Below are 17334 nucleotides of genomic sequence, written 5' to 3'. Positions count from 1 at the left end.
CGGTGCGCCTCCGGTCCCGACGAGGAGAGCTGCTGCTAGTAGTGGCGTGATCGCCAAGGACTGCAAGGGAATTCGGCGTGCAAGGGTAGAAATGGACATGGTGGACTTCCTTCCCACGCCTGTGAGGTGAGCTGTCGGGTTCGGGCGGAAGATGCCCGGCCGCAGATGCGGCTTCACCCCAAGGACCGGCTGACCGGCCCGAAAGTGGGTCCCCCACTCCTGTCCGTTATTGCGTGGCTGCCCCACCGGTGGACAGGACTCGGCGTCCGGTGGGCCGCTCGGGGAGGACCCCGGGCGATGAGCATCCATCGACGGTGACAGACAGGTCACGAAAAGTGCATGGAACGTCAGATTATGGCAATAGTTGACAAGTCAAAAGGTATTCAGGCGGACATCAGGGGCATTCAGGGCGCCTGTGAGGCGCGCCGTGACCCCACGGCATACGCCCTCGGCGGCCCGTGCCGTTAAGGGGTGGACCGGCGCACCCTCCACCACGCACCATGGACGCGGCTCCGTCGGGGCACGTCAGTCGTCAGCGGGGAGGCCCGCGGAGAGGTGGGTGGCCGTCATGGCCTGCTCAGCGGTCCCGGTCCCGCGCCACCTCCCCCACCCCGGCTGACCGGGCCATCCGGTCCTGCCCGACTGACAGGAACAGACCGTGAAACCACTGACAGACAAAGAGATTCGCGCCTCCTTCGTCAACGCGTCGCGGCGCGAGGCCAAGCAGGCCAACCTTCCCGCCGACCTCGACCTCGGCCTCCGCTGGGAGTCGCTCGACTACCTCGGCTGGGTCGACCGCAGCAACCCGCAGCGGGCGTATGCCGTCATCCCCGTCGACGACGAACCCGTCGGCCTGCTCCTGCGGGCCTCCGAGCGGACCCGCAAGGCCAGCACGACGTGCGCGTGGTGCGAGGACGTCTTCGCGACAAGCGACGTCACGCTCTTCGTGGCACGCCGGGCGGGCGCCGCCGGGCGCGAGGGCAACAGCCTCGGGACCCTCGTGCACGCCGACTTCAGCTGCTCGACCCACGTCCGGCGCCTGCCGAACGGCATGGAGGGCGGCCTCGACCCGCTCGCGCTCGTGGAGCGGCGCATCGAGGAGCTCCGGGCGAGGTCGTCGGCCTTCGCCCGCCGCCTGCGCGACGGGTCGTGAGCGTCCGCTGACGCCCGGTCGCTGGACGTGGCTCAGCCCGCGACCTCGAGCGACGCCGGCCCGGTGGTGTGGCGCACCATGCCACCGGGCACGGCGCGGACCGAGCGGAGCCCGTGGGCCGCACTGGGAGGACCTTCGCTCGGCGCTCGGTCGAGGCTCCCGGCGCGTCCGTTTGGACTCCGGCGGCCCGGAGTTGCTACGGTTGGCGTCGCCTCGCAGGCGTAGTTCAGTAGCAGAACAGCCTTCTTCCAGAAGGAAGACGTACGTGCAATTCGTGCCGCCTGCTCCAGATGAGAAGGGCCCGGTCATCGCGACCGGGCCCTTCTGCTGTCCGATGCCGTATGCCAGGTCGCCCGGTCCCGGCGGTGCGCGCCGGCCCGGCGGCATACGCCCTCGGCCCGGCCCGTGGCGCAACCGTGACCTCTCCCCCTTGCGATCGTTACCCGTCAGTAGCATCATGGAAGTGACCGGCCAGTAACTTGGCGCGCCCGCCGACGACAGTGCGGACGCACGACGAGCGACAGAACGTGGAGGGTCCCCGGATGGGCCACTACAAGAGCAATGTGCGAGACCTCGAGTTCAACCTCTTCGAGGTCTTCAACCGTCAGGACGTCCTGGGCACGGGGATCTACGCCGACGTCGACGTCGACGCGGCGAAGGACATCCTCCGGGAGGTCTCGCGCCTCGCCGAGCACGAGCTGGCCGACAGCCTGCTCGACAGCGACCGCAACCCGCCCGTCTACGACCCGGTGAGCCAGTCGGTGACCATGCCCGAGTCGTTCAAGAAGTCGTTCAAGGCCTACGTCGACGGTGACTGGGGCAACCTCGACGTTCCCGCCGAGCTCGGCGGCATGGTCGTGCCGGCCTCGCTCCGCTGGTCCGTCGCCGAGATGGTCTGCGGCGCCAACCCGGCCATCCACATGTTCACGGCGAGCTACTCCTTCGCCAACCTCCTCTGGCACCTCGGCACCGACGACCAGAAGAAGCTGGCCAAGCACGTCGTCGACCGGGCCTGGCACACGACGATGGTGCTCACCGAGCCCGACGCCGGCTCCGACGTCGGTGCGGGCCGCACCAAGGCCGTCCAGCAGCCCGACGGCACGTGGCACATCACCGGCGTCAAGCGCTTCATCACCTCCGCCGAGTCCGACATGGTCGACAACGTCGTCCACTTCGTCCTCGCCCGCCCCGAGGGCGCCGGCCCGGGCACCAAGGGCCTCTCCCTCTTCATCGTGTCCAAGTTCCACGTCGACCTCGAGACCGGAGAGCTCGGCGAGCGCAACGGCGCCCACGTCACCAACGTCGAGCACAAGATGGGCCTCAAGGTCAGCACCACGTGCGAGGTCACCTTCGGCGAGCACGAGCCGGCCGTCGGCACCCTCCTCGGCGACGTCCACGACGGCATCGCGCAGATGTTCAAGGTCATCGAGAACGCCCGGATGTTCGTCGGCACCAAGGCGATCGCGACGCTCTCGACCGGCTACCTCAACGCGCTCGAGTACGCCAAGGAGCGCGTCCAGGGCGCCGACCTGACGCAGATGACCGACAAGGCCGCGCCGCGCGTCACCATCACGCACCACCCCGACGTCCGACGCTCGCTCATGCTCCAGAAGGCGTACGCCGAGGGCCTGCGCGCGCTCGTCATCTACACCGCGAGCCAGCAGGACGCCGTCAACCAGGCGCAGGCCGGCAACCCCGCCGCACCGCTCGAGAAGGGCTCGGCCGCCGAGGTCGCCAACCGGATCAGCGACCTCATGCTGCCGCTCGTCAAGGGGCTCGGCTCGGAGCGCGCCTGGGTGCTGCTCGGCACGGAGTCGCTCCAGACCTACGGCGGCTCCGGCTTCCTGCAGGACTACCCGATCGAGCAGTACGTCCGCGACGCGAAGATCGACACGCTCTACGAGGGCACGACCGCCATCCAGGGCCTCGACTTCTTCTTCCGCAAGATCGTCCGGGACAAGGGGCAGGCCCTGCAGTACGTCGCCGGCCAGGTGCAGGAGTTCGCCAAGGACCTCGGTGGCTCGCTCGACACCGAGCGCGAGCTGCTCGGCCGGGCGCTCGAGGACGTCCAGGGCATCGTCGGCCACATGATCGGCGACCTCATGAAGAGCGACCCGCGCACGGGCGGCGAAACGGCCAACCTCTACAAGGTCGGCCAGAACACGACGCGCCTGCTCCTCGCCGCCGGCGACCTCGTCGTCGGCTGGCTGCTCCTGCGCCAGGCCGAGGTCGCCCAGGCTGCACTCGACGGCGGCGCCTCGGGCAAGGACGCCGACTTCTACCGTGGCAAGGTCGCGGCGGCCTCGTTCTTCGCCAAGAACGTCCTGCCGAAGATCGCGGCCGAGCGCGCCATCGCCGAGGCCACCGACAACGACCTCATGGACGTCCCCGAGTCCGCGTTCTGACGCGTACCCCCCTTCGCTTCCACTGCAACACACCGAGCAGGTCACAACGCACCCGGATCCGATTCGGGTGCGTTGTGACCTGCTCGGTGTGTTGCGGGCTGGGGCCGTCGCTCAGGGCAGGGCGGTCGGGGAGGTCGGGGAGGTCGGGCCGGTGCGCTGGCGCCGCTCGGCGTAGGCCCGCGCCTTGGCCCGGTTGCCGCAGACCGACATGATGCACCAGCGCCGACGGCCCGACGGGTTGAGGAAGACCCACCCGCACCCGTCGCCCGGGCCGGCGGAGACGTGCCCGCCCGCCCTCGGAGGTCAGCAGGGCTGCGGCAGCCAGCGCGGCGGCATACAACGGCTCGTGGACGCCGGCGTCGCGGGTGAAGAGCCAGGCGACGGAATCGCTCGTGGCCGTGAGCATCTGAGCCTGACGCGCCTCGACGGCCAGCGTCGACACCCGCGTCAGTGCAGTGCGCCTGCCGACGCCGACCGCGAGGTCATGGACGTCGCGGCGCAGGCGCCGGGCCTCCCGGAGGACGGCGCCGGCGGCGAGCCGGTCGCGTCGGGCGGTACGCCGGAGGCGAGCGGCGGCCACCTCGTCGACGAGGCCGCACTCCCGGGCCCACACGACGAGGTCGTCGTAGTCGTCGAGGTAGTCGACCTGCTCTGCGGTGGCGGCCGACCAGCCCGCGGGGGTGTTGACGAGCTCGAGCGTCGGGTTGCCCGCGATGCGGACCGGGAGCTCCCGTCCGTCGACGTCGTACGTGTACAGGAGACGATCAAGGCGATCGACGGGTCCGCATGCCAACCAGATCGGTGTCGCTAACCGGTTAGTGACGTCTGAATGGTTGCCCCGCGTGCAGACCTGAGCCGACGCGCTCGTCCCGCGCTACACCAACGACGAGAGGGGCGCCGGCCACCGGCCCCGACTCAGGGGTCGAGGCGGTGGGCCGGCGGGTGACGGTCAGGCGAGCGACCGCTGGTAGGCGGGGCACAGCTCGACGATCCGGAAGCCGAGGTCCTCGTTGATCGAGACCATCCACGAGTTCGTGTCGTCGTTGCCGGTCACGATCCGCCGCCGCTCGGGGTGGTCGGCCTGCAGGCGTCGAAGGTTCTCGACCTTGAGGGCCATCCCGAGCCGGCGTCCCCGATGGTCGCGGTGGACCAGGGTCCCCCACTGCCAGGCGACGCCCGGCGCCCCCGAGGGCAGCAGGAGGTCGGTGTAGGCCACGACGTCGCCGCTGTCCTCGTGGACCGCCACGGTCGTGAGGCGTACGCGCCCCTGAGCCCTGGCGACCTCGAGGTACTCGCGGTAGCGGGCGGGTGTCAGCGACTCCTCCTCGAACTCGATGTCACCCGTGGGCGCGTCGACGGCGAGCTGGTTCATGACGGCGCAGAGCGACTGCTGGAGGTGCTCGGGCACTCCCCCGACGTGGGTCTCGAGGCGATAGGTGCCCTCCCAGCGCGGGCGGGCGTGCTCGCCGTGACGGGCCAGGAGCTCCTCGTCGACGGGCAGCCGGAGGTGGCGCATGATCTCGGTGTTGCTGAGGTGGAAGCCGTGCCGCTCGGCGAAGCGTCGGTAGCCGTGGCCCTCGGAGGCGGGAGGCACCAGGAAGTCGACGACCATCGTGACCCGACCCGCCTCGCGGGCCCTCGCGACCAGCCGCTCGACGAGCGCCGAGCCCGCGCCGCGACCGCGGTGGGCCGGGTCGACCTGGACGTCGAACCAGGTCATCGTCGTGTTGTCCGTCAGCGGCAGCCACAGCGTCGCCACCCCGACGAGCTCTCCGCCGTCGTGGGCGCCCCAGATCTCCATGCGCTCGGCCTCGTCGACGTGGCGCCACTCGACCAGCGTCTCGACCAACGAGGGCGGTTCGTGCCACGGCCGCTCGTGACCCTTGCTCGCGATGATGACGTCGTACGCACGGGCGCAGACCGCGTCGTCGTGCACGTCGATGAGCGTCGTCTCCATGGCTCGACGGTAGGGGGCCGCGCGGAGGGCGTGCCATCGAGTTTCCGTGGGACGGGGCGCGCACTTGAGTGGGGCGGGGGGCTCACTCGACGAGGAGGTGGGGGCGGGTCAGGTGCGGGGTGGTCGCGGGCGGGTCGCGCGCAGCAGGAGCAGTCCGGCGGCGAGGACGGCGAAGCCGACGATCGGGGTGACGTCGCCGACGAGGAAGAAGACGGGCCGGTTGCCCAGCACGTCGACCCCGACGATCGACACCATGAGGATCCCGAGGAAGAGCACGCCCGCCGACACGGCGGCGACGGGGTCGACCCAGCCGCGCTGCTCGTCGAACGCCACGTCCACCGAGCGCGGTCCGCGGTCGAAGCGCACGAACACCGCGACGAGAAGTGCGGTGACGACTGCGAGCACGGCGAAGAGGATCGGCCGCGTCAACCACCACTGCCACGACGCGACAGCCGGCTGGGCGATGCCCAGGGCCCGCATCGCGAGGAGCACCACCATGAGCGCCGTGAGGTGCCAGAGGAAGGCGGTCATGGCGAACGGGCCGGCCACGACGACCATCCGCCAGGCGCGGGGTCGCGCGAGCACGCGAGCCATGACCGGCCGCAGCACCACCGCCAGGCCGCAGATGCCGATGCCCTGGGCGAGAAGGGCTGCCGTGGGGGGCGCCATGTTGGAGACGGACTCGCCGGGCAGGCCCACCATCGACGTGGGGTAGGGCCCGAACGCGACGGCCGCGCCCATCGCCCCGAAGCCCAACACGGCCATCACCCACCCGCGGCCGGTCGTGAGCAGCCCGTCACGCCAGGCGAACCCGAGCTGGTGCAGGGCCAGCCAGACGAACGCGAAGTTGAGGTTGCCGACGAGCTCGCGTCCGCCGCCGAACCGCACGGCGTCGACGGCGCACGCCAGTGCGACGAGCACGACGACGACGCCGAGGCCCCAGCGCCGGTGCACGTCACGCATGAGCGGCGCGAAGGCGCAGGCCCCGAGGTAGATCCCGACGAACCACAGCAGCTGGGGCACCATCACGAGCGCGTCGCGTGCGATGCGGCCGGCGTCGCCGGGCCTCGACGTCAGACCGGACAGGTCGGCGACGATCCCGATGGCGACCCAGACGGCGAGGAAGGCGAGGGTGGGGCTCAGCAGGCGCGTGGCGCGCGCCCGGAAGAACGCGGCATACCTCCCCCGGTTCTGCGGCCGCCGCCGTTCGAGCGACTCGAGCGTGTGCGCGTGGGCCACGCCACCGACGAGGAAGAAGAGCGGCATGACCTGGAGCAGCCAGGTCAACGGCTGGAGGGCCGGCACCACCGCGAGCGCGTTGGTGATCTGCCCGTCCGTCGTGATCGCGACCATGAGCCAGTGCCCGAGGACCACGACGAGGAGCGAGCCGACGCGGAGGGTGTCGACCCAGCGGTCCCGGTCGGCAGGCGTCGCGGCATCGATCTCGGCCGCCGTGCGGGGCGCCGCGCCGGATCGGGTCTGGCTCACGTCTCATCGAAGCACGAACGGTGGCCCCGGCAGGTGAGTTCTCCTGCTCAGGCCGCCGTCCGCGGCTCAGCTCCCCGCGCCCCGCCTCCCACCGTCGAAAGGCCACGAACCGGGCTCCGGTTCGTGGCCTTTCGACGGTTGGGGGCCCGGTTCGTGGCCCTCCGACGGTTCTAGATGGTCTCGTCGCGGTGCTCGACGCGGCGCTCGACGACCTCGTCGCCGTCGACCCGGCGCTCGACGACGTCGGGCGCTCCACGGCGCTCGGTCACGACCGTGTGCTGCGTGCGGGCGCGCTGGGCGTTGAGGACGAGCGCGAGGATGATGGCGAGGGCGCCGGCGACCATGAGGATGATGCCGATGGTGTTGCCCGTGCTGCTGCTCATGTTGAGGACGCTGGAGTCGATGTTGGTGAAGCAGAAGATCGCTCCGACGACGAGCAGGAAGATCCCGAGTCCGATACCCATGAGGTCTCCTTGGCTGGGGGCACGCCTGGACGCGTGCCTGGGCGCCACATACCCGCCGGAGCGCGACGAGTCACAGGACGGCCGCGGCCTCGGTCAGCGGGCCCGGCGCCGACCGAACGCGAGCGTCACGGCGGAGACGACGAGCATGAGCACGCCGACGCCCACGGCGATCGCGATCTCGTAGTAGAGGTTCCGCGCGGCGAGGCCGTAGGCGGCGTCGGCGATCGTGCGGGCCACCTCGGGGTCGACGCGGCGCATGAGCGGCTCGCGCGACACCATGACCACGAGGGCGAGCGCGAGGGAGGTCGCGATCCAGCCGATGGCGACGAGCGTCGTCGCGGTGCGCCAGCGCCGGGCGAGGGCGATCGACAGCAGCGCCAGGGCGCCCACGACGAGCGGTCCCCACGGGCCCCACGCGTCGGCGATGCGGTATGCCGCCTGCGCCTTCTGAAGGTCGGTGGCCCTGACGAGGGGGATCGTCACGACCGGCGCGATCGACCCCGCGTCCGGCACTCCTGCCTGCTCGAGCGTCGACGTCAGGGCCGGGACGGGGATCGTCAGGCGCACGGAGACGCGTCCCTGGTCGTCGAGCTTCGTGTCGGCCCGGCCCTCCATGACGGCGATGAACTGCGTGTGGAGCGCCCGGATGCCCGTGGTCCAGGCGGCGGTCACCTGAGGGCTCGCGACCAGCGCCGCGGCCTGCGTCCGGATCGGCGCCTCGAGCGCCTTCTCGATCGCCGGCTGGAGCTGGACCGCACCGAGGACGCCCTGGACGACGCCATCGGTGAGGGCCTCCTGGACCTGGGGCTTGGTCACGACCGGCCGCAGCTCGTCGACGAAGACGTCGGTGCGCGTCAGCATGACCGACGCCCAGAAGCCGACGAGCGACACGGGCAGCAGCACGATGGCCAGCAGCCCACACACCGCCGAGAGGACGGAACGTCCGCTGCCACCAGATGCCTGCCGTGCCACGTGTGCCGCCTTGTCGTCCGCTGGTCTCGTCACGACCTGCCGGACGGGTCGAACCGGCTAGTTCCCGGCCTGGACCCCGCGCAGGTCGAGAGCCAGTGTGGCATCGGCGGTCGGGTCGAGGATGACCGGGATCCCCCAGTCCTGCTGGAAGAGGTGGCACGCGGCGTGCTCGGGCACCTCGCCGGTCTCGGGGTCGCCGTCGCACGCGGCTGCCTGCACCGAGATGTGCAGCGTGCCCGACCCGAGGCCGTCGCGCAGCACGAGAGTCCGCGTCAGGCCCTCGGCGCGACCGGCTCCCGAGACGAGGAGGGCGTCGGGCGTCGCAGACACGTCGAGACGCGTCGGGTCGCCCCACCGCAGGTCGAGCTTCTGCCCGGTCGGCGGCACGAACGTCACCTCGAGCGCGACCTCCCCGGCGGGGAGCGGCGTCGCGGGACGCTGGGTGCGGTGGGCGGGTCCGTCGACGCGCTGGGCGGCCTCGGGCAGGGCGACCCGGGTCAGTCGATGGGCTGCGGACTCGACGACGACGAGGCGCACCTCGCCGGTCTCGGGGTCGTGCTCGACGACGGCGTCGCTCGGCTCGGCGAGCCCCTGCGCGAGGGTCGACACCTGGCCGGTCGCCGGGTCGAAGCGGCGGATCGCGCCGTTGTAGGTGTCGCTGACCGCGACAGAGCCGTCAGGCAGCTCGGTGACGCCCAGCGGGTGCTGGAGCAGCGCCTCGACGGCATCGCCGTCGCGGTGACCGAAGTCGAACAGGCCTGTGCCGACGTGGGTCTCGACGACGAGGGCCCCCTCGGGCGTCGTCGTCACTGATCGCAGGGCGGAGGTCTCGGAGTCGGCCACCCACACGCGGTCGCCGGAGGCGGAGGTGGCGAGCCCGGAGGGCTGCGCGAACCAGGCCTCGGTCGCCGGCCCGTCGACGAGACCCTCGTTGGACGTGCCGCCGACGACCTCGACGCGCCCGTCCTCGAGGGTGCTGCCCGGCGTCCACGCCCACAGCTGGTGGGTGCCGGCCATCGCGATGAGGAGCCGGTCGCCGAGCCACGCGAGGTCCCAGGGCGTCGAGAGCGGCTGCTCGAGGGCGGGACCGCCACCGGTGCGCTCTCGGAGCTGCGACCCGGTGCCGGCGACGACGTGGACCGAGCCGTCGGAGAAGCGGATTCCCTTGACCTGATGGTTGACCGAGTCGGCGACGAGCAGATCGACGCCCAGCCGCTCGGCCACGTCGGTGGTCGCGAGGACGACGCCTTGCGGCTCGTTGAGCTGACCGTCGCCACCCCACCGGGCCCGCTCGGTCTCGAGGTCGTCCTCGAGGTGCACGACCTGGTGGTCGGCCGTGTCGCTGACGACGAACGAGCCGTTCGGCAGGGCGACCGCCTTGCCGGGGAAGCGGAGCGCGGTGTCGGGGGCCGGCGGCGGGACGTAGGGGTCGTCGCCCGGCTGGAGCGTGCCCTTGGCCCGGTGCTCCTCGATGAGCTCGGCCACGAGCGAGGCGAGACCGGGACCGTGCCCCTCACCGGACATCGACGCGACGACGTAGCCCTCCGGGTCGAGGACGACGAGGGTGGGCCACGCCCGTGCCGCGTACGCCTTCCACGTCACGAGCTCGGGGTCGTCGAGCACCGGGTGGTGGACGGCATACCGCTCCACGGCGGCGGCCAGCGCATCGGCCTCGGCCTCGTGCTCGAACTTCGGCGAGTGCACGCCGATGATCGTCAGGGCGTCGGGGAACTGTGCCTCGACCGGCCGCAGCTCGTCGAGGACGTGGAGGCAGTTGACGCAGCAGAAGGTCCAGAAGTCGAGGACGGTGACGCGCCCGCGCAGGTCGGCGAGGGACAGCGACCGGCCACCGGTGTTGAGCCAGCCGCGGCCCACGAGCTCGGGGGCCCTGACCCTGACGCGCGAGCGGAGCGTGCCGGCGTCGACGCCGGCGCTCACGCGAGCCTCCGGTCGGACAGGACGGGGAAGGTGCGGCGCCACTCCGGCGTCGCCGCGGTGTCGATCTCGATGCTCAGCACCTCCTCGTCAAGCCCCGCGGCGGCCAGAACCTTCCCGGTGGCGTCGACGACCTGCGAGTGACCGCCCATCTCGTGCCGGGCATGGGTCCCAGCGGTGTTGCACTGGAGCACGACGCACTGGTCCTCGACGGCTCGCGCCTGGCCGAGCAGGGTCCAGTGGGCGACCCGCTTGCGCGGCCACGCGGCCGGGATGACGAAGACCTCGGCGCCGCGGTCGAGGAGGCGTCGGTAGAGCTCGGGGAAGCGCAGGTCGTAGCAGGTGGAGAGCCCCACCGGCACGGCCCCGCCGCCCGCCACGGGCACGTCGACGACGACGAGGTCCTCGCCGGCGTCCATCAGGCTCGGCTCACCCTCGCCGAAGCCGAAACGGTGGATCTTGCGGTAGGTCGCGACGAGCTCGCCGTCGGGCGAGAAGACGAGACTCGTGTTCCAGAGCCCTCGGCCGCCGGGCTCGGCGGGCTCGGCCCGCTCGACGATCGAGCCCCCGTGCAGCGTGACACGGGCGCCGCGGGCGGCGGCAGCGAGCACCTGCGCGACGGGCCCGTCGACGGCCTCGGCCCGCTCGTCCCACGCGGTGTAGTCGAAGCCACCGGCCGGCCACAGCTCGGGGAGGACGACGAGGTCGTGGCCGGCCTGGGCTCGCACGAGATCCGCGACGCGGGCGGTGCGGTCGGCGACCGACTCGCCGTCGCCGTAGGCCAGCTGGATGAGCGCAACCTTCATGGTCCAACTCTCACACGGTCACGGGGGTGCCGGGCCCGCGGTTCCGTCACGCGGGCACCCCGGGGACCCGAGGTGTTGACCCTCACACCGTGTCAGGCCGTAGACCATGGTCATCATGTTGATCATCGGAGAGTTCGCCCGCCTGGCGGGAGTGACGGTGCGCATGCTGCGCCACTACGACTCCCTCGGCCTGCTCGTCCCGGCCCACGTGGACCCGTTGACCGGCTACCGCAGGTATGCGGCGACGCAGCTGCCGCGACTCAACCGCCTGTGTGCGCTCAAGGCCCTCGGCCTCACCCTCGAACAGGTGGGGACCGTCCTCGACGCCCAGGTCTCGGCCGAGGAGCTGCGCGGGATGCTGACCCTGCGTCGGGCCCAGATCGAGGACCAGATGGCCGCCGACCGCGGTCGCCTGCAGGCCATCGAGGCGAGACTCCGAACCATCGAGAAGGAGGGCACGATGTCCGAATTGGAGTACGTGAAGAAGGAGCTGCCGGGCGTCCGGCTGGCGCAGGTGACGGGTCGCGTCGCCGACGTGAGCGAGCTGGGGATGACGATCGGGCCGGCGTTCGACCGGCTCCTCGGGGGCCTCGCGGCGGCCGGTGTGCCGCCACGCACGCCGTCGATCGCCTGGTACGACGGCGACACCGAGGGCACGACGTGGGGTGTCGGGGTGCCGACCACCCTCGAGGCCGTCGACGTCGAGGGCGCCGAGGTGGCCGACCTGCCGGCCGTCGAGCAGGCCGTCACGGTGATCCACCGCGGGTCCGTGGCGACGATCGGGGACACCTGGCAGGCACTCGCGACGCAGGTCGACGCGACGGGGCTCACGGCATACGGCCCCTGTCGGGAGGTCTACCTCGAGACGCCGACGGACGACGCCGACGCGTGGGTCACGGAGCTGCAGCAGCCGGTGCGCTGAGCTGCGCCGCGTGGCGCTCGCGGCGTCGGGCCGCGAGCTCCTCGCGGAGCTCCGGGTCGCTCCGGACGAGGTAGACGAGGCCGCAGTCCTGCGGTCCGCTCGCCCCCGGGAAGCACAGGGTGCACGGCTCACCGAGCCTGATCGGGCACCGGGGGTTCGACGTTCGCTGCGGCATGTTCCCTCCTCCGACCCAAATACTACAGCCCGTAGTAGCAGGGTTCGGACGCACCGGGTCAGCGCTGGGAGCCCTCGTCGCGCCGCGCGAGCGCGGCCAGCCGCTCGTTGTACGCCTTCAGCTCGGCATCGCCGTCACGGTCGGCCCGGCGGTCCTGCCGCACGGACTCCGCACTGTCGGTGCGGAACCACTGCATCGCGACCGTGAGCGCGAGCACGAGGCTCGGCAGCTCGCCGATGGCCCACGCGACGCCGCCGCCGTAGCGCTGGTCGGCAAGGGCGTCGGTCACCCAGGGAATGGCCACCGTCGGGAAGAAGTCGCCGCCGAGGAGCGTCGTGCCGCTGATCATCGCGACGCCGAAGAAGGCGTGGAACGAGATCGTCGCGAAGAGGACGACGAGGCGCAGCGCCGGGCTCCAGCGCTTGGGACCGGGGTCGACCCCGACGAGCACCCACGCGAAGAGGTAGCCCGTGAGGACGAAGTGGGCGGTCATGAGCAGGTGCCCCGTGTGCGTCTGCAGGGCCAGCTGGAACAGGCCCGTCCAGTAGAAGACGACGAGGCTCATGAAGAAGAGCACGGCCGCGAAGACGGGGTTGCCGACGACGGCGAGGAAGCGGGAGTGGACGAGCGCGAGGAGCATCTCGCGGGGGCCGAGCGTGCCGTCGCGACGCGGCCGCACGGTGCGCAGCGCCAGGGTCACCGGCGCACCGAGGACGAGGAAGATCGGGACGACCATCGCCTCGAGCATGTGCAGGGTCATGTGCCACGAGAAGGCGACCCGGCCGTAGATGCCGAGCACACCGTTGGTGGCATAGACGAAGAGCAGCCAGCCGACGACCCAGCTCAGCGTGCGCAGCACCGGCCAGGCGTCCCCCCGGCGGCGGAGACGGACGACACCGGCGACGTAGAGCCCGATGGCGAGCAGCCCCGTGGCGAGGAAGAGCCACTCGACCCGCCAGGCGGTGAGCCACGACAGCGCGGTCGGCGCGGGCGGCACGGGATAGCCGGTCAGCGAGAGCGCAGCGCTCGGGTCGGCCACGGTCTCGGGGACGGGGGGCTCGCTGCGCGCGAGCGCGGTCGCGACCCCGAACGCGAGCGCCATGACGAGCGACTCGGCGACCGCGAGACGGACGAAGAGCCGGCCCCGGGGGCCGCCGGTCGAGCCGGAGCCGGTGGCCCCTGAGCTGGTGGCGCCGGTCGCGTCGATGCGGTCGAGCGTGATGCGACGGTGCCACGCACCGGCGACGCCGAGGGCCACGAAGGCGAGCACCTTGACGAGGACGAGGACGCCGTACGGCGTGGCCAGGTCGGACCACGACCCGAGCCGGGTGGTCGCCGACATGACGCCGGAGACACCGAGGGTGACGAAGCACCACAGGGCGACCCTCGAGTAGCGGCGGGCGACGACGCCGAGCGCGTCACCGAGGGGTCGGCGCAGGACGACGAGAGCGAGCAGCCCACCCACCCACACGGCCGCACTCAGCAGGTGCGCGGCGATCGCGTTGACGGCCGTCTCGTGGTCGGCCGAGCCACCCGCGTGGCCGGCGAGGCCGAGGACGAGGAGGGCGAACGCCGAGAGCACGGTGAGCGCCAGCGCCACCGCGCGGGAGCGCGCCACGGCGGCGACGGACGCGACGACGAACGCCACGACCGTGCTGATGAGCCCCACCCGGAGCGGCTCGATCGACCAGATCGACCCGGTGAGGTTCTGGCCGAAGAGCGGGTCGCTGAGCGGCATGCCCGCGGCGTCGGCGAACGTGAAGACGACCCCGACGGCGCCGGCGACCGCCCAGACGAACGCCGCGGCCGTGGCGACACGCAAGGCGGCGGCGCGGCGCGGCTCGTCGGGCGCGGCGCTCTCGGCACGCGTACGGCCCGGGATCATCGTCGCGGCGAGCAGCAGCGAGCCGATCGCGAGGGAGGCGGCGACGTCGTGGACGACCCGGACGAGCGGCAGCGACCAGCGCACGACCGGGCCGGCGTCGGACAGGCCGCCCGGCAGCGGGTCGGCCGCACCGGTGTAGCGCGCGGCGACGACGCTCGCCAGCAGCGCGACGACGACGACGGCGGCGAGGACCAGCGCATTGAACACGCCGGAGCCACGCTCGGCCCACACGCGGGGACCCGTCCGCGGACCGGCGAGACCGTCTCGCTGCAGGGTTGGCATGCCTCAAGGGTAAGTAGTCTGATGACATGCCCATGCACCCGGCCGCCCCCGACGACCGCAACGGACTGATCGACGCGTTCGACCACTCCGTGCAGTCGATCATCGACCTCGGGCACTCCTGCCGAGACGAGGACTTCGAGCTCCAGACCGAGTGCCCCGGCTGGACCGTCAAGGACCAGATCGCCCACGTCGTCGGGGCTGAGAAGTCCTTCGCCGGCATGCCACGCCCCCAGGTCGAGGTGCCGGACTACCCGCATGTCCACAGCGACTTCGCCCGCTTCGTCGAGGTCGACGTCGAGGCCCGACGCAGCCTCTCCGGCCGTGAGGTCGTGGCCGAGCTGGCCGAGTTCCACCCGCAGCGCGTGGCCGACCTGCGCGCGTCCGACGCCGACATCGACACCGTGATCGGCGGCTTCTTCGGCCCCGAGACGACGTTCGGCGACCACCTGCACCGCCGGATCGTCGACGCCTGGGTGCACGAGCAGGACCTCCGGGCCGCCCTCGACCGACCCGGCAACCTCGACTCCGCGAGCGCCGCGGTCTTCACCGCCGACATCCTCGCCGCCCTCCCGCGCATCGCGTCCCGGGTCGCCGGCGTCGGCGCCGGACACGCCGTCGTGCTCGACGTCAGCGGTCCCGTCGTTGCCCGTGGCGGGGTGCGCATCATCACCGGGAACGACGGGCGGCCTTACGGGGAAGCGCTTTTCAGCGGCATCGACCGACCCGAGGGCGAGGAGCAGCTCGATGTCACGTCGATCCACCTCACGACCGACGCCCTGACCCGCAGGGCCGCCGGACGTCGCGGCGTCGACGAGATCCACTACACCGTCACCGGTGACGAGGAGATCGCCCGGAAGGTTCTCGAGGCTCTCGTGGTCGTCACCCACTGAGCGCTGCTCGCGCCCGCGTATACACCTCGGAGCCCCTCTGAGGGGCCGAAGTCCACCTTGTGTATATGTGGCCAACGGCCTAGCGTCACTAGGAGTCGGTCAAGCCAGTGCCGCATCGGGGATCCGATCCATCGGAGTTTGAAATGACCGACCCGTCCGCGGGTCCGCGCAAGGATGCGCGAACCAGAGAGCTGATCCATACCCTGCGCACGTCGGACTCCGCGTCCGAGCGCGCCACCGCCCTCGAGACCGTGACCGTGCTGCACATGCCGCTCGCCCGTTCTCTCGCCCATCGTTACTCGGGCAAGGGCCTCGACCGAGAGGACCTCGAGCAGGTCGCGTTCCTCGCGCTGCTCAAGGCCGTCAAGCGGTTCGACCTGTCCAAGCCGACCGAGTTCGGCGCCTACGCCACACCCACCATCACCGGGGAGCTCCGTCGTCACTTCCGTGACCACGGGTGGCTCGTCCGGCCGCCCCGCGAGCTGCAGGAACGACGTCAGCTCGTCACCGACACCCGGTCACGGCTCGAGCAGCGGCTCGGCCACGACCCGGACGCCGGCGAGCTCGCCCACGAGCTCGACATCACCCTCGAGGCCGTCAAGGAGGCCCAGGTCGCGGCTACCAACCTGCGCCCCGCCTCCCTCGACGCCACGACGGCCGACGGCGGTCGACCCGTCCTCGACCTGCTCGACGCCCGCGGCGACTCCGGGTCCGACCCGGCGCTCGACGAGGGCATCGTCGTGCGCACCGCGCTCGAGCGCCTGCCGGCCCGCGACCAGCGGCTCGTCGAGCTCCGGTTCGGGGGCGACATGACCCAGGCCGAGATCGCCGAGTCCATGGGGCTCAGCGCGATGCAGGTCAGTCGCCTGCTCCGGCGCACGCTGGACGAGCTGCGTCGCCAGCTGTCCGCGGAGGGCGTGGCCTCGGCCTGACCCACCGCCGCTTGCCTGAGTGGTCCCGATGCCCGTGAGGTGCGTCGGGGCCACTCGTCGTTCCCGACGCGCGAGTGCCGGCCCGGAAGGCCTGGCGGACCCGGAGGGCCTGACGGACGCGGAGGACTTCGGTCAGACCGGGGAGCCGGCCGTCGCCCCGCCACCGGCGTGCCCGAACTGCGACTCCTGGCCCTCGATGACCTGCGAGGCCACCTGGGCCAGCTTCATGTTGAGCTCCTGCGACGTGCTGCGCAGCAGCTCGAAGGCCTCCTGGCCGCTGATGTGGTGCGCGGCCATGAGCAGGCCGACCGCCTTGCCGATCTCGCGGTTGCTCGTGAGGCCCTGACGGAGGGTCGCTGCCTCCTCGCGAGCCCGGATGGCCATGAGCGCCACCGAGGCGAACGAGGCGATGACCGCGCCGACGTCGGCCGACTTCGACGTCAGGCCGCCGGGGGTGTCCGAGAAGAGGTTGAGGGCGCCGACCTTGTCGCCCTCGAGGAGCAGGCGGTAGCCGATGGCCGAACGCACGGGGGTCTCGGCGACGATGCGCTCCGTGAAGCGCGGCCAAGGGGTCTTGGCGTCGGTGAGGTCGGCGTCGTGCTGGTAGGCCTCGGAGACGATGGCGTCGACGCAGGGGCCCTCGCCGATCTCGAGCTCGATCTGGTCGATGCGTCGGGCGATGTCGTCGGTGCTGGCAGCCGTGACGTAGCGGTCACGCGTGCGCACGAGCAGCGACGCACGGTCGCAGCCCTCGACGAGCCGGTGAGCGGCGTCGACGAGCGACTGGTGGATCGATCCGGCGTCGGCGCCGGCATAGATCAGGGCCGACATCTGTCGGAAGGCGTCGTTGATCGTCGGATCGACGGGAACGTCGCTCGTCATGGCACTCCTGCACATCTGGCCCTACGGCTCCGCACACTGCTGGACGGTCTGGGCGCGTCAGTCATCCTCGCACCTCCCCGGGGCGCGAGACCACAGACAACCACATGAGCCGCGTCCGTGGCGAGATGGATCCGAGGGCTGGACAAACATTAGACAGTTGAGTTGACAACGACGGACCGCCGGACA

Annotated in this window: 14 protein-coding genes, 1 tRNA gene, 2 pseudogenes and 1 riboswitch; of the genes and pseudogenes, 6 read left to right on the top strand and 11 right to left on the bottom strand. The window is 71.6% G+C overall.

The genetic code is table 11. The features are described from left to right. Positions 1-101: 101 nt before the first annotated feature. Positions 102-275, bottom strand: a riboswitch (cyclic di-AMP (ydaO/yuaA leader). A gap of 383 nt (positions 276-658) precedes the next feature. From ASG96_RS00750 to ASG96_RS00745, 3 genes are all read left to right on the top strand, one after another. Next, on the top strand, positions 659-1153 hold the full coding sequence (locus tag ASG96_RS00750) for an FBP domain-containing protein (RefSeq protein WP_057585970.1): 495 nt from the start codon (positions 659-661) through the stop codon (positions 1151-1153). A gap of 215 nt (positions 1154-1368) precedes the next feature. Further along, a tRNA-Gly gene (locus ASG96_RS23030) sits at positions 1369-1442 on the top strand. Between the two features lie 253 nt (positions 1443-1695). Beyond that, a complete protein-coding gene (locus ASG96_RS00745; protein WP_056756006.1) occupies positions 1696-3558 on the top strand; it encodes an acyl-CoA dehydrogenase in 1863 nt (620 codons plus the stop codon). A 111-nt stretch (positions 3559-3669) separates the two neighbouring features. Here ASG96_RS00745 and ASG96_RS24580 read toward each other — a convergent pair. The 8 genes and pseudogenes from ASG96_RS24580 to ASG96_RS00710 all read right to left on the bottom strand — a co-directional run. Next, positions 3670-3774 (bottom strand): annotated as a pseudogene (locus tag ASG96_RS24580) (hypothetical protein); the annotation flags it as partial. Between the two features lie 94 nt (positions 3775-3868). Further along, positions 3869-4351 (bottom strand): annotated as a pseudogene (locus tag ASG96_RS24575) (ABATE domain-containing protein); the annotation flags it as partial. Positions 4352-4507: 156 nt separating this feature from the next. Beyond that, positions 4508-5515, bottom strand: coding sequence for a GNAT family N-acetyltransferase (locus ASG96_RS00735; RefSeq protein WP_057585968.1), 1008 nt, complete (start codon positions 5513-5515; stop codon positions 4508-4510). 108 nt (positions 5516-5623) lie between these two features. Further along, positions 5624-7003: an acyltransferase gene (locus ASG96_RS00730; RefSeq protein ID WP_057585966.1), complete on the bottom strand. Its 1380-nt coding sequence runs from the start codon at positions 7001-7003 to the stop codon at positions 5624-5626. Between the two features lie 170 nt (positions 7004-7173). Further along, on the bottom strand, positions 7174-7467 hold the full coding sequence (locus ASG96_RS00725) for a DUF6458 family protein (RefSeq protein ID WP_056755988.1): 294 nt from the start codon (positions 7465-7467) through the stop codon (positions 7174-7176). Positions 7468-7560: 93 nt separating this feature from the next. After that, positions 7561-8439 carry a hypothetical protein gene (locus tag ASG96_RS00720; RefSeq protein ID WP_157610580.1) on the bottom strand — a complete coding sequence of 293 codons (879 nt, stop codon included), beginning with the start codon at positions 8437-8439 and terminating at the stop codon, positions 7561-7563. Between the two features lie 57 nt (positions 8440-8496). Beyond that, on the bottom strand, positions 8497-10377 hold the full coding sequence (locus ASG96_RS00715; protein ID WP_057585962.1) for an NHL domain-containing thioredoxin family protein: 1881 nt from the start codon (positions 10375-10377) through the stop codon (positions 8497-8499). Then, positions 10374-11180: a carbon-nitrogen family hydrolase gene (locus ASG96_RS00710; RefSeq protein WP_056755977.1), complete on the bottom strand. Its 807-nt coding sequence runs from the start codon at positions 11178-11180 to the stop codon at positions 10374-10376. The genes ASG96_RS00715 and ASG96_RS00710 overlap by 4 nt, the downstream gene beginning before the upstream one ends. A 115-nt stretch (positions 11181-11295) precedes the next feature. Here ASG96_RS00710 and ASG96_RS00705 point away from each other — a divergent pair, with 115 nt between their 5' ends. Next, entirely contained in the window at positions 11296-12102 is an 807-nt protein-coding gene (locus tag ASG96_RS00705) for a MerR family transcriptional regulator (protein WP_056756441.1), read from the top strand. Here ASG96_RS00705 and ASG96_RS00700 read toward each other — a convergent pair. Then, positions 12074-12277, bottom strand: coding sequence for a DUF6767 domain-containing protein (locus ASG96_RS00700; RefSeq protein ID WP_056755974.1), 204 nt, complete (start codon positions 12275-12277; stop codon positions 12074-12076). The two genes, ASG96_RS00705 and ASG96_RS00700, sit on opposite strands and share 29 nt — an antisense overlap. A 58-nt stretch (positions 12278-12335) precedes the next feature. Continuing rightward, the gene (locus ASG96_RS00695) at positions 12336-14444 is read right to left on the bottom strand and encodes a cytochrome c oxidase assembly protein (protein WP_057585960.1); all 2109 of its coding nucleotides are present in this window, start codon (positions 14442-14444) and stop codon (positions 12336-12338) included. 26 nt (positions 14445-14470) lie between these two features. Here ASG96_RS00695 and ASG96_RS00690 point away from each other — a divergent pair, with 26 nt between their 5' ends. After that, positions 14471-15334, top strand: a complete 864-nt coding sequence (locus tag ASG96_RS00690; protein WP_235509010.1) for a maleylpyruvate isomerase family mycothiol-dependent enzyme — start codon at positions 14471-14473, stop codon at positions 15332-15334. Between the two features lie 143 nt (positions 15335-15477). After that, a complete protein-coding gene (locus ASG96_RS00685) occupies positions 15478-16266 on the top strand; it encodes a sigma-70 family RNA polymerase sigma factor (protein WP_056755966.1) in 789 nt (262 codons plus the stop codon). Between the two features lie 132 nt (positions 16267-16398). Here the strand turns inward: ASG96_RS00685 and ASG96_RS00680 are convergent, their stop codons facing one another. Next, the gene (locus ASG96_RS00680) at positions 16399-17148 is read right to left on the bottom strand and encodes a GAF and ANTAR domain-containing protein (protein ID WP_056755960.1); all 750 of its coding nucleotides are present in this window, start codon (positions 17146-17148) and stop codon (positions 16399-16401) included. Between the last annotated feature and the right edge of the window lie 186 nt (positions 17149-17334).

Source organism: Terrabacter sp. Soil810, assembly GCF_001429645.1.
Taxonomy (GTDB): domain Bacteria; phylum Actinomycetota; class Actinomycetes; order Actinomycetales; family Dermatophilaceae; genus Terrabacter.
This window is presented reverse-complemented; position numbering and strand designations above follow the sequence as displayed.

Bases quoted from the DNA above. Each gene is read 5' to 3' on its own strand.
- ASG96_RS00680 (WP_056755960.1), bottom strand. From the start codon at position 17,148: ATGACGAGCGACGTTCCCGTCGATCCGACGATCAACGACGCCTTCCGA.
- ASG96_RS00735 (WP_057585968.1), bottom strand. From the start codon at position 5,515: ATGGAGACGACGCTCATCGACGTGCACGACGACGCGGTCTGCGCCCGT.
- ASG96_RS00745 (WP_056756006.1), top strand. From the start codon at position 1,696: ATGGGCCACTACAAGAGCAATGTGCGAGACCTCGAGTTCAACCTCTTC.
- ASG96_RS00690 (WP_235509010.1), top strand. From the start codon at position 14,471: ATGCCCATGCACCCGGCCGCCCCCGACGACCGCAACGGACTGATCGAC.
- ASG96_RS00725 (WP_056755988.1), bottom strand. From the start codon at position 7,467: ATGGGTATCGGACTCGGGATCTTCCTGCTCGTCGTCGGAGCGATCTTC.
- ASG96_RS00695 (WP_057585960.1), bottom strand. From the start codon at position 14,444: ATGCCAACCCTGCAGCGAGACGGTCTCGCCGGTCCGCGGACGGGTCCC.
- ASG96_RS00685 (WP_056755966.1), top strand. From the start codon at position 15,478: ATGACCGACCCGTCCGCGGGTCCGCGCAAGGATGCGCGAACCAGAGAG.
- ASG96_RS00705 (WP_056756441.1), top strand. From the start codon at position 11,296: ATGTTGATCATCGGAGAGTTCGCCCGCCTGGCGGGAGTGACGGTGCGC.
- ASG96_RS00700 (WP_056755974.1), bottom strand. From the start codon at position 12,277: ATGCCGCAGCGAACGTCGAACCCCCGGTGCCCGATCAGGCTCGGTGAG.
- ASG96_RS00710 (WP_056755977.1), bottom strand. From the start codon at position 11,180: ATGAAGGTTGCGCTCATCCAGCTGGCCTACGGCGACGGCGAGTCGGTC.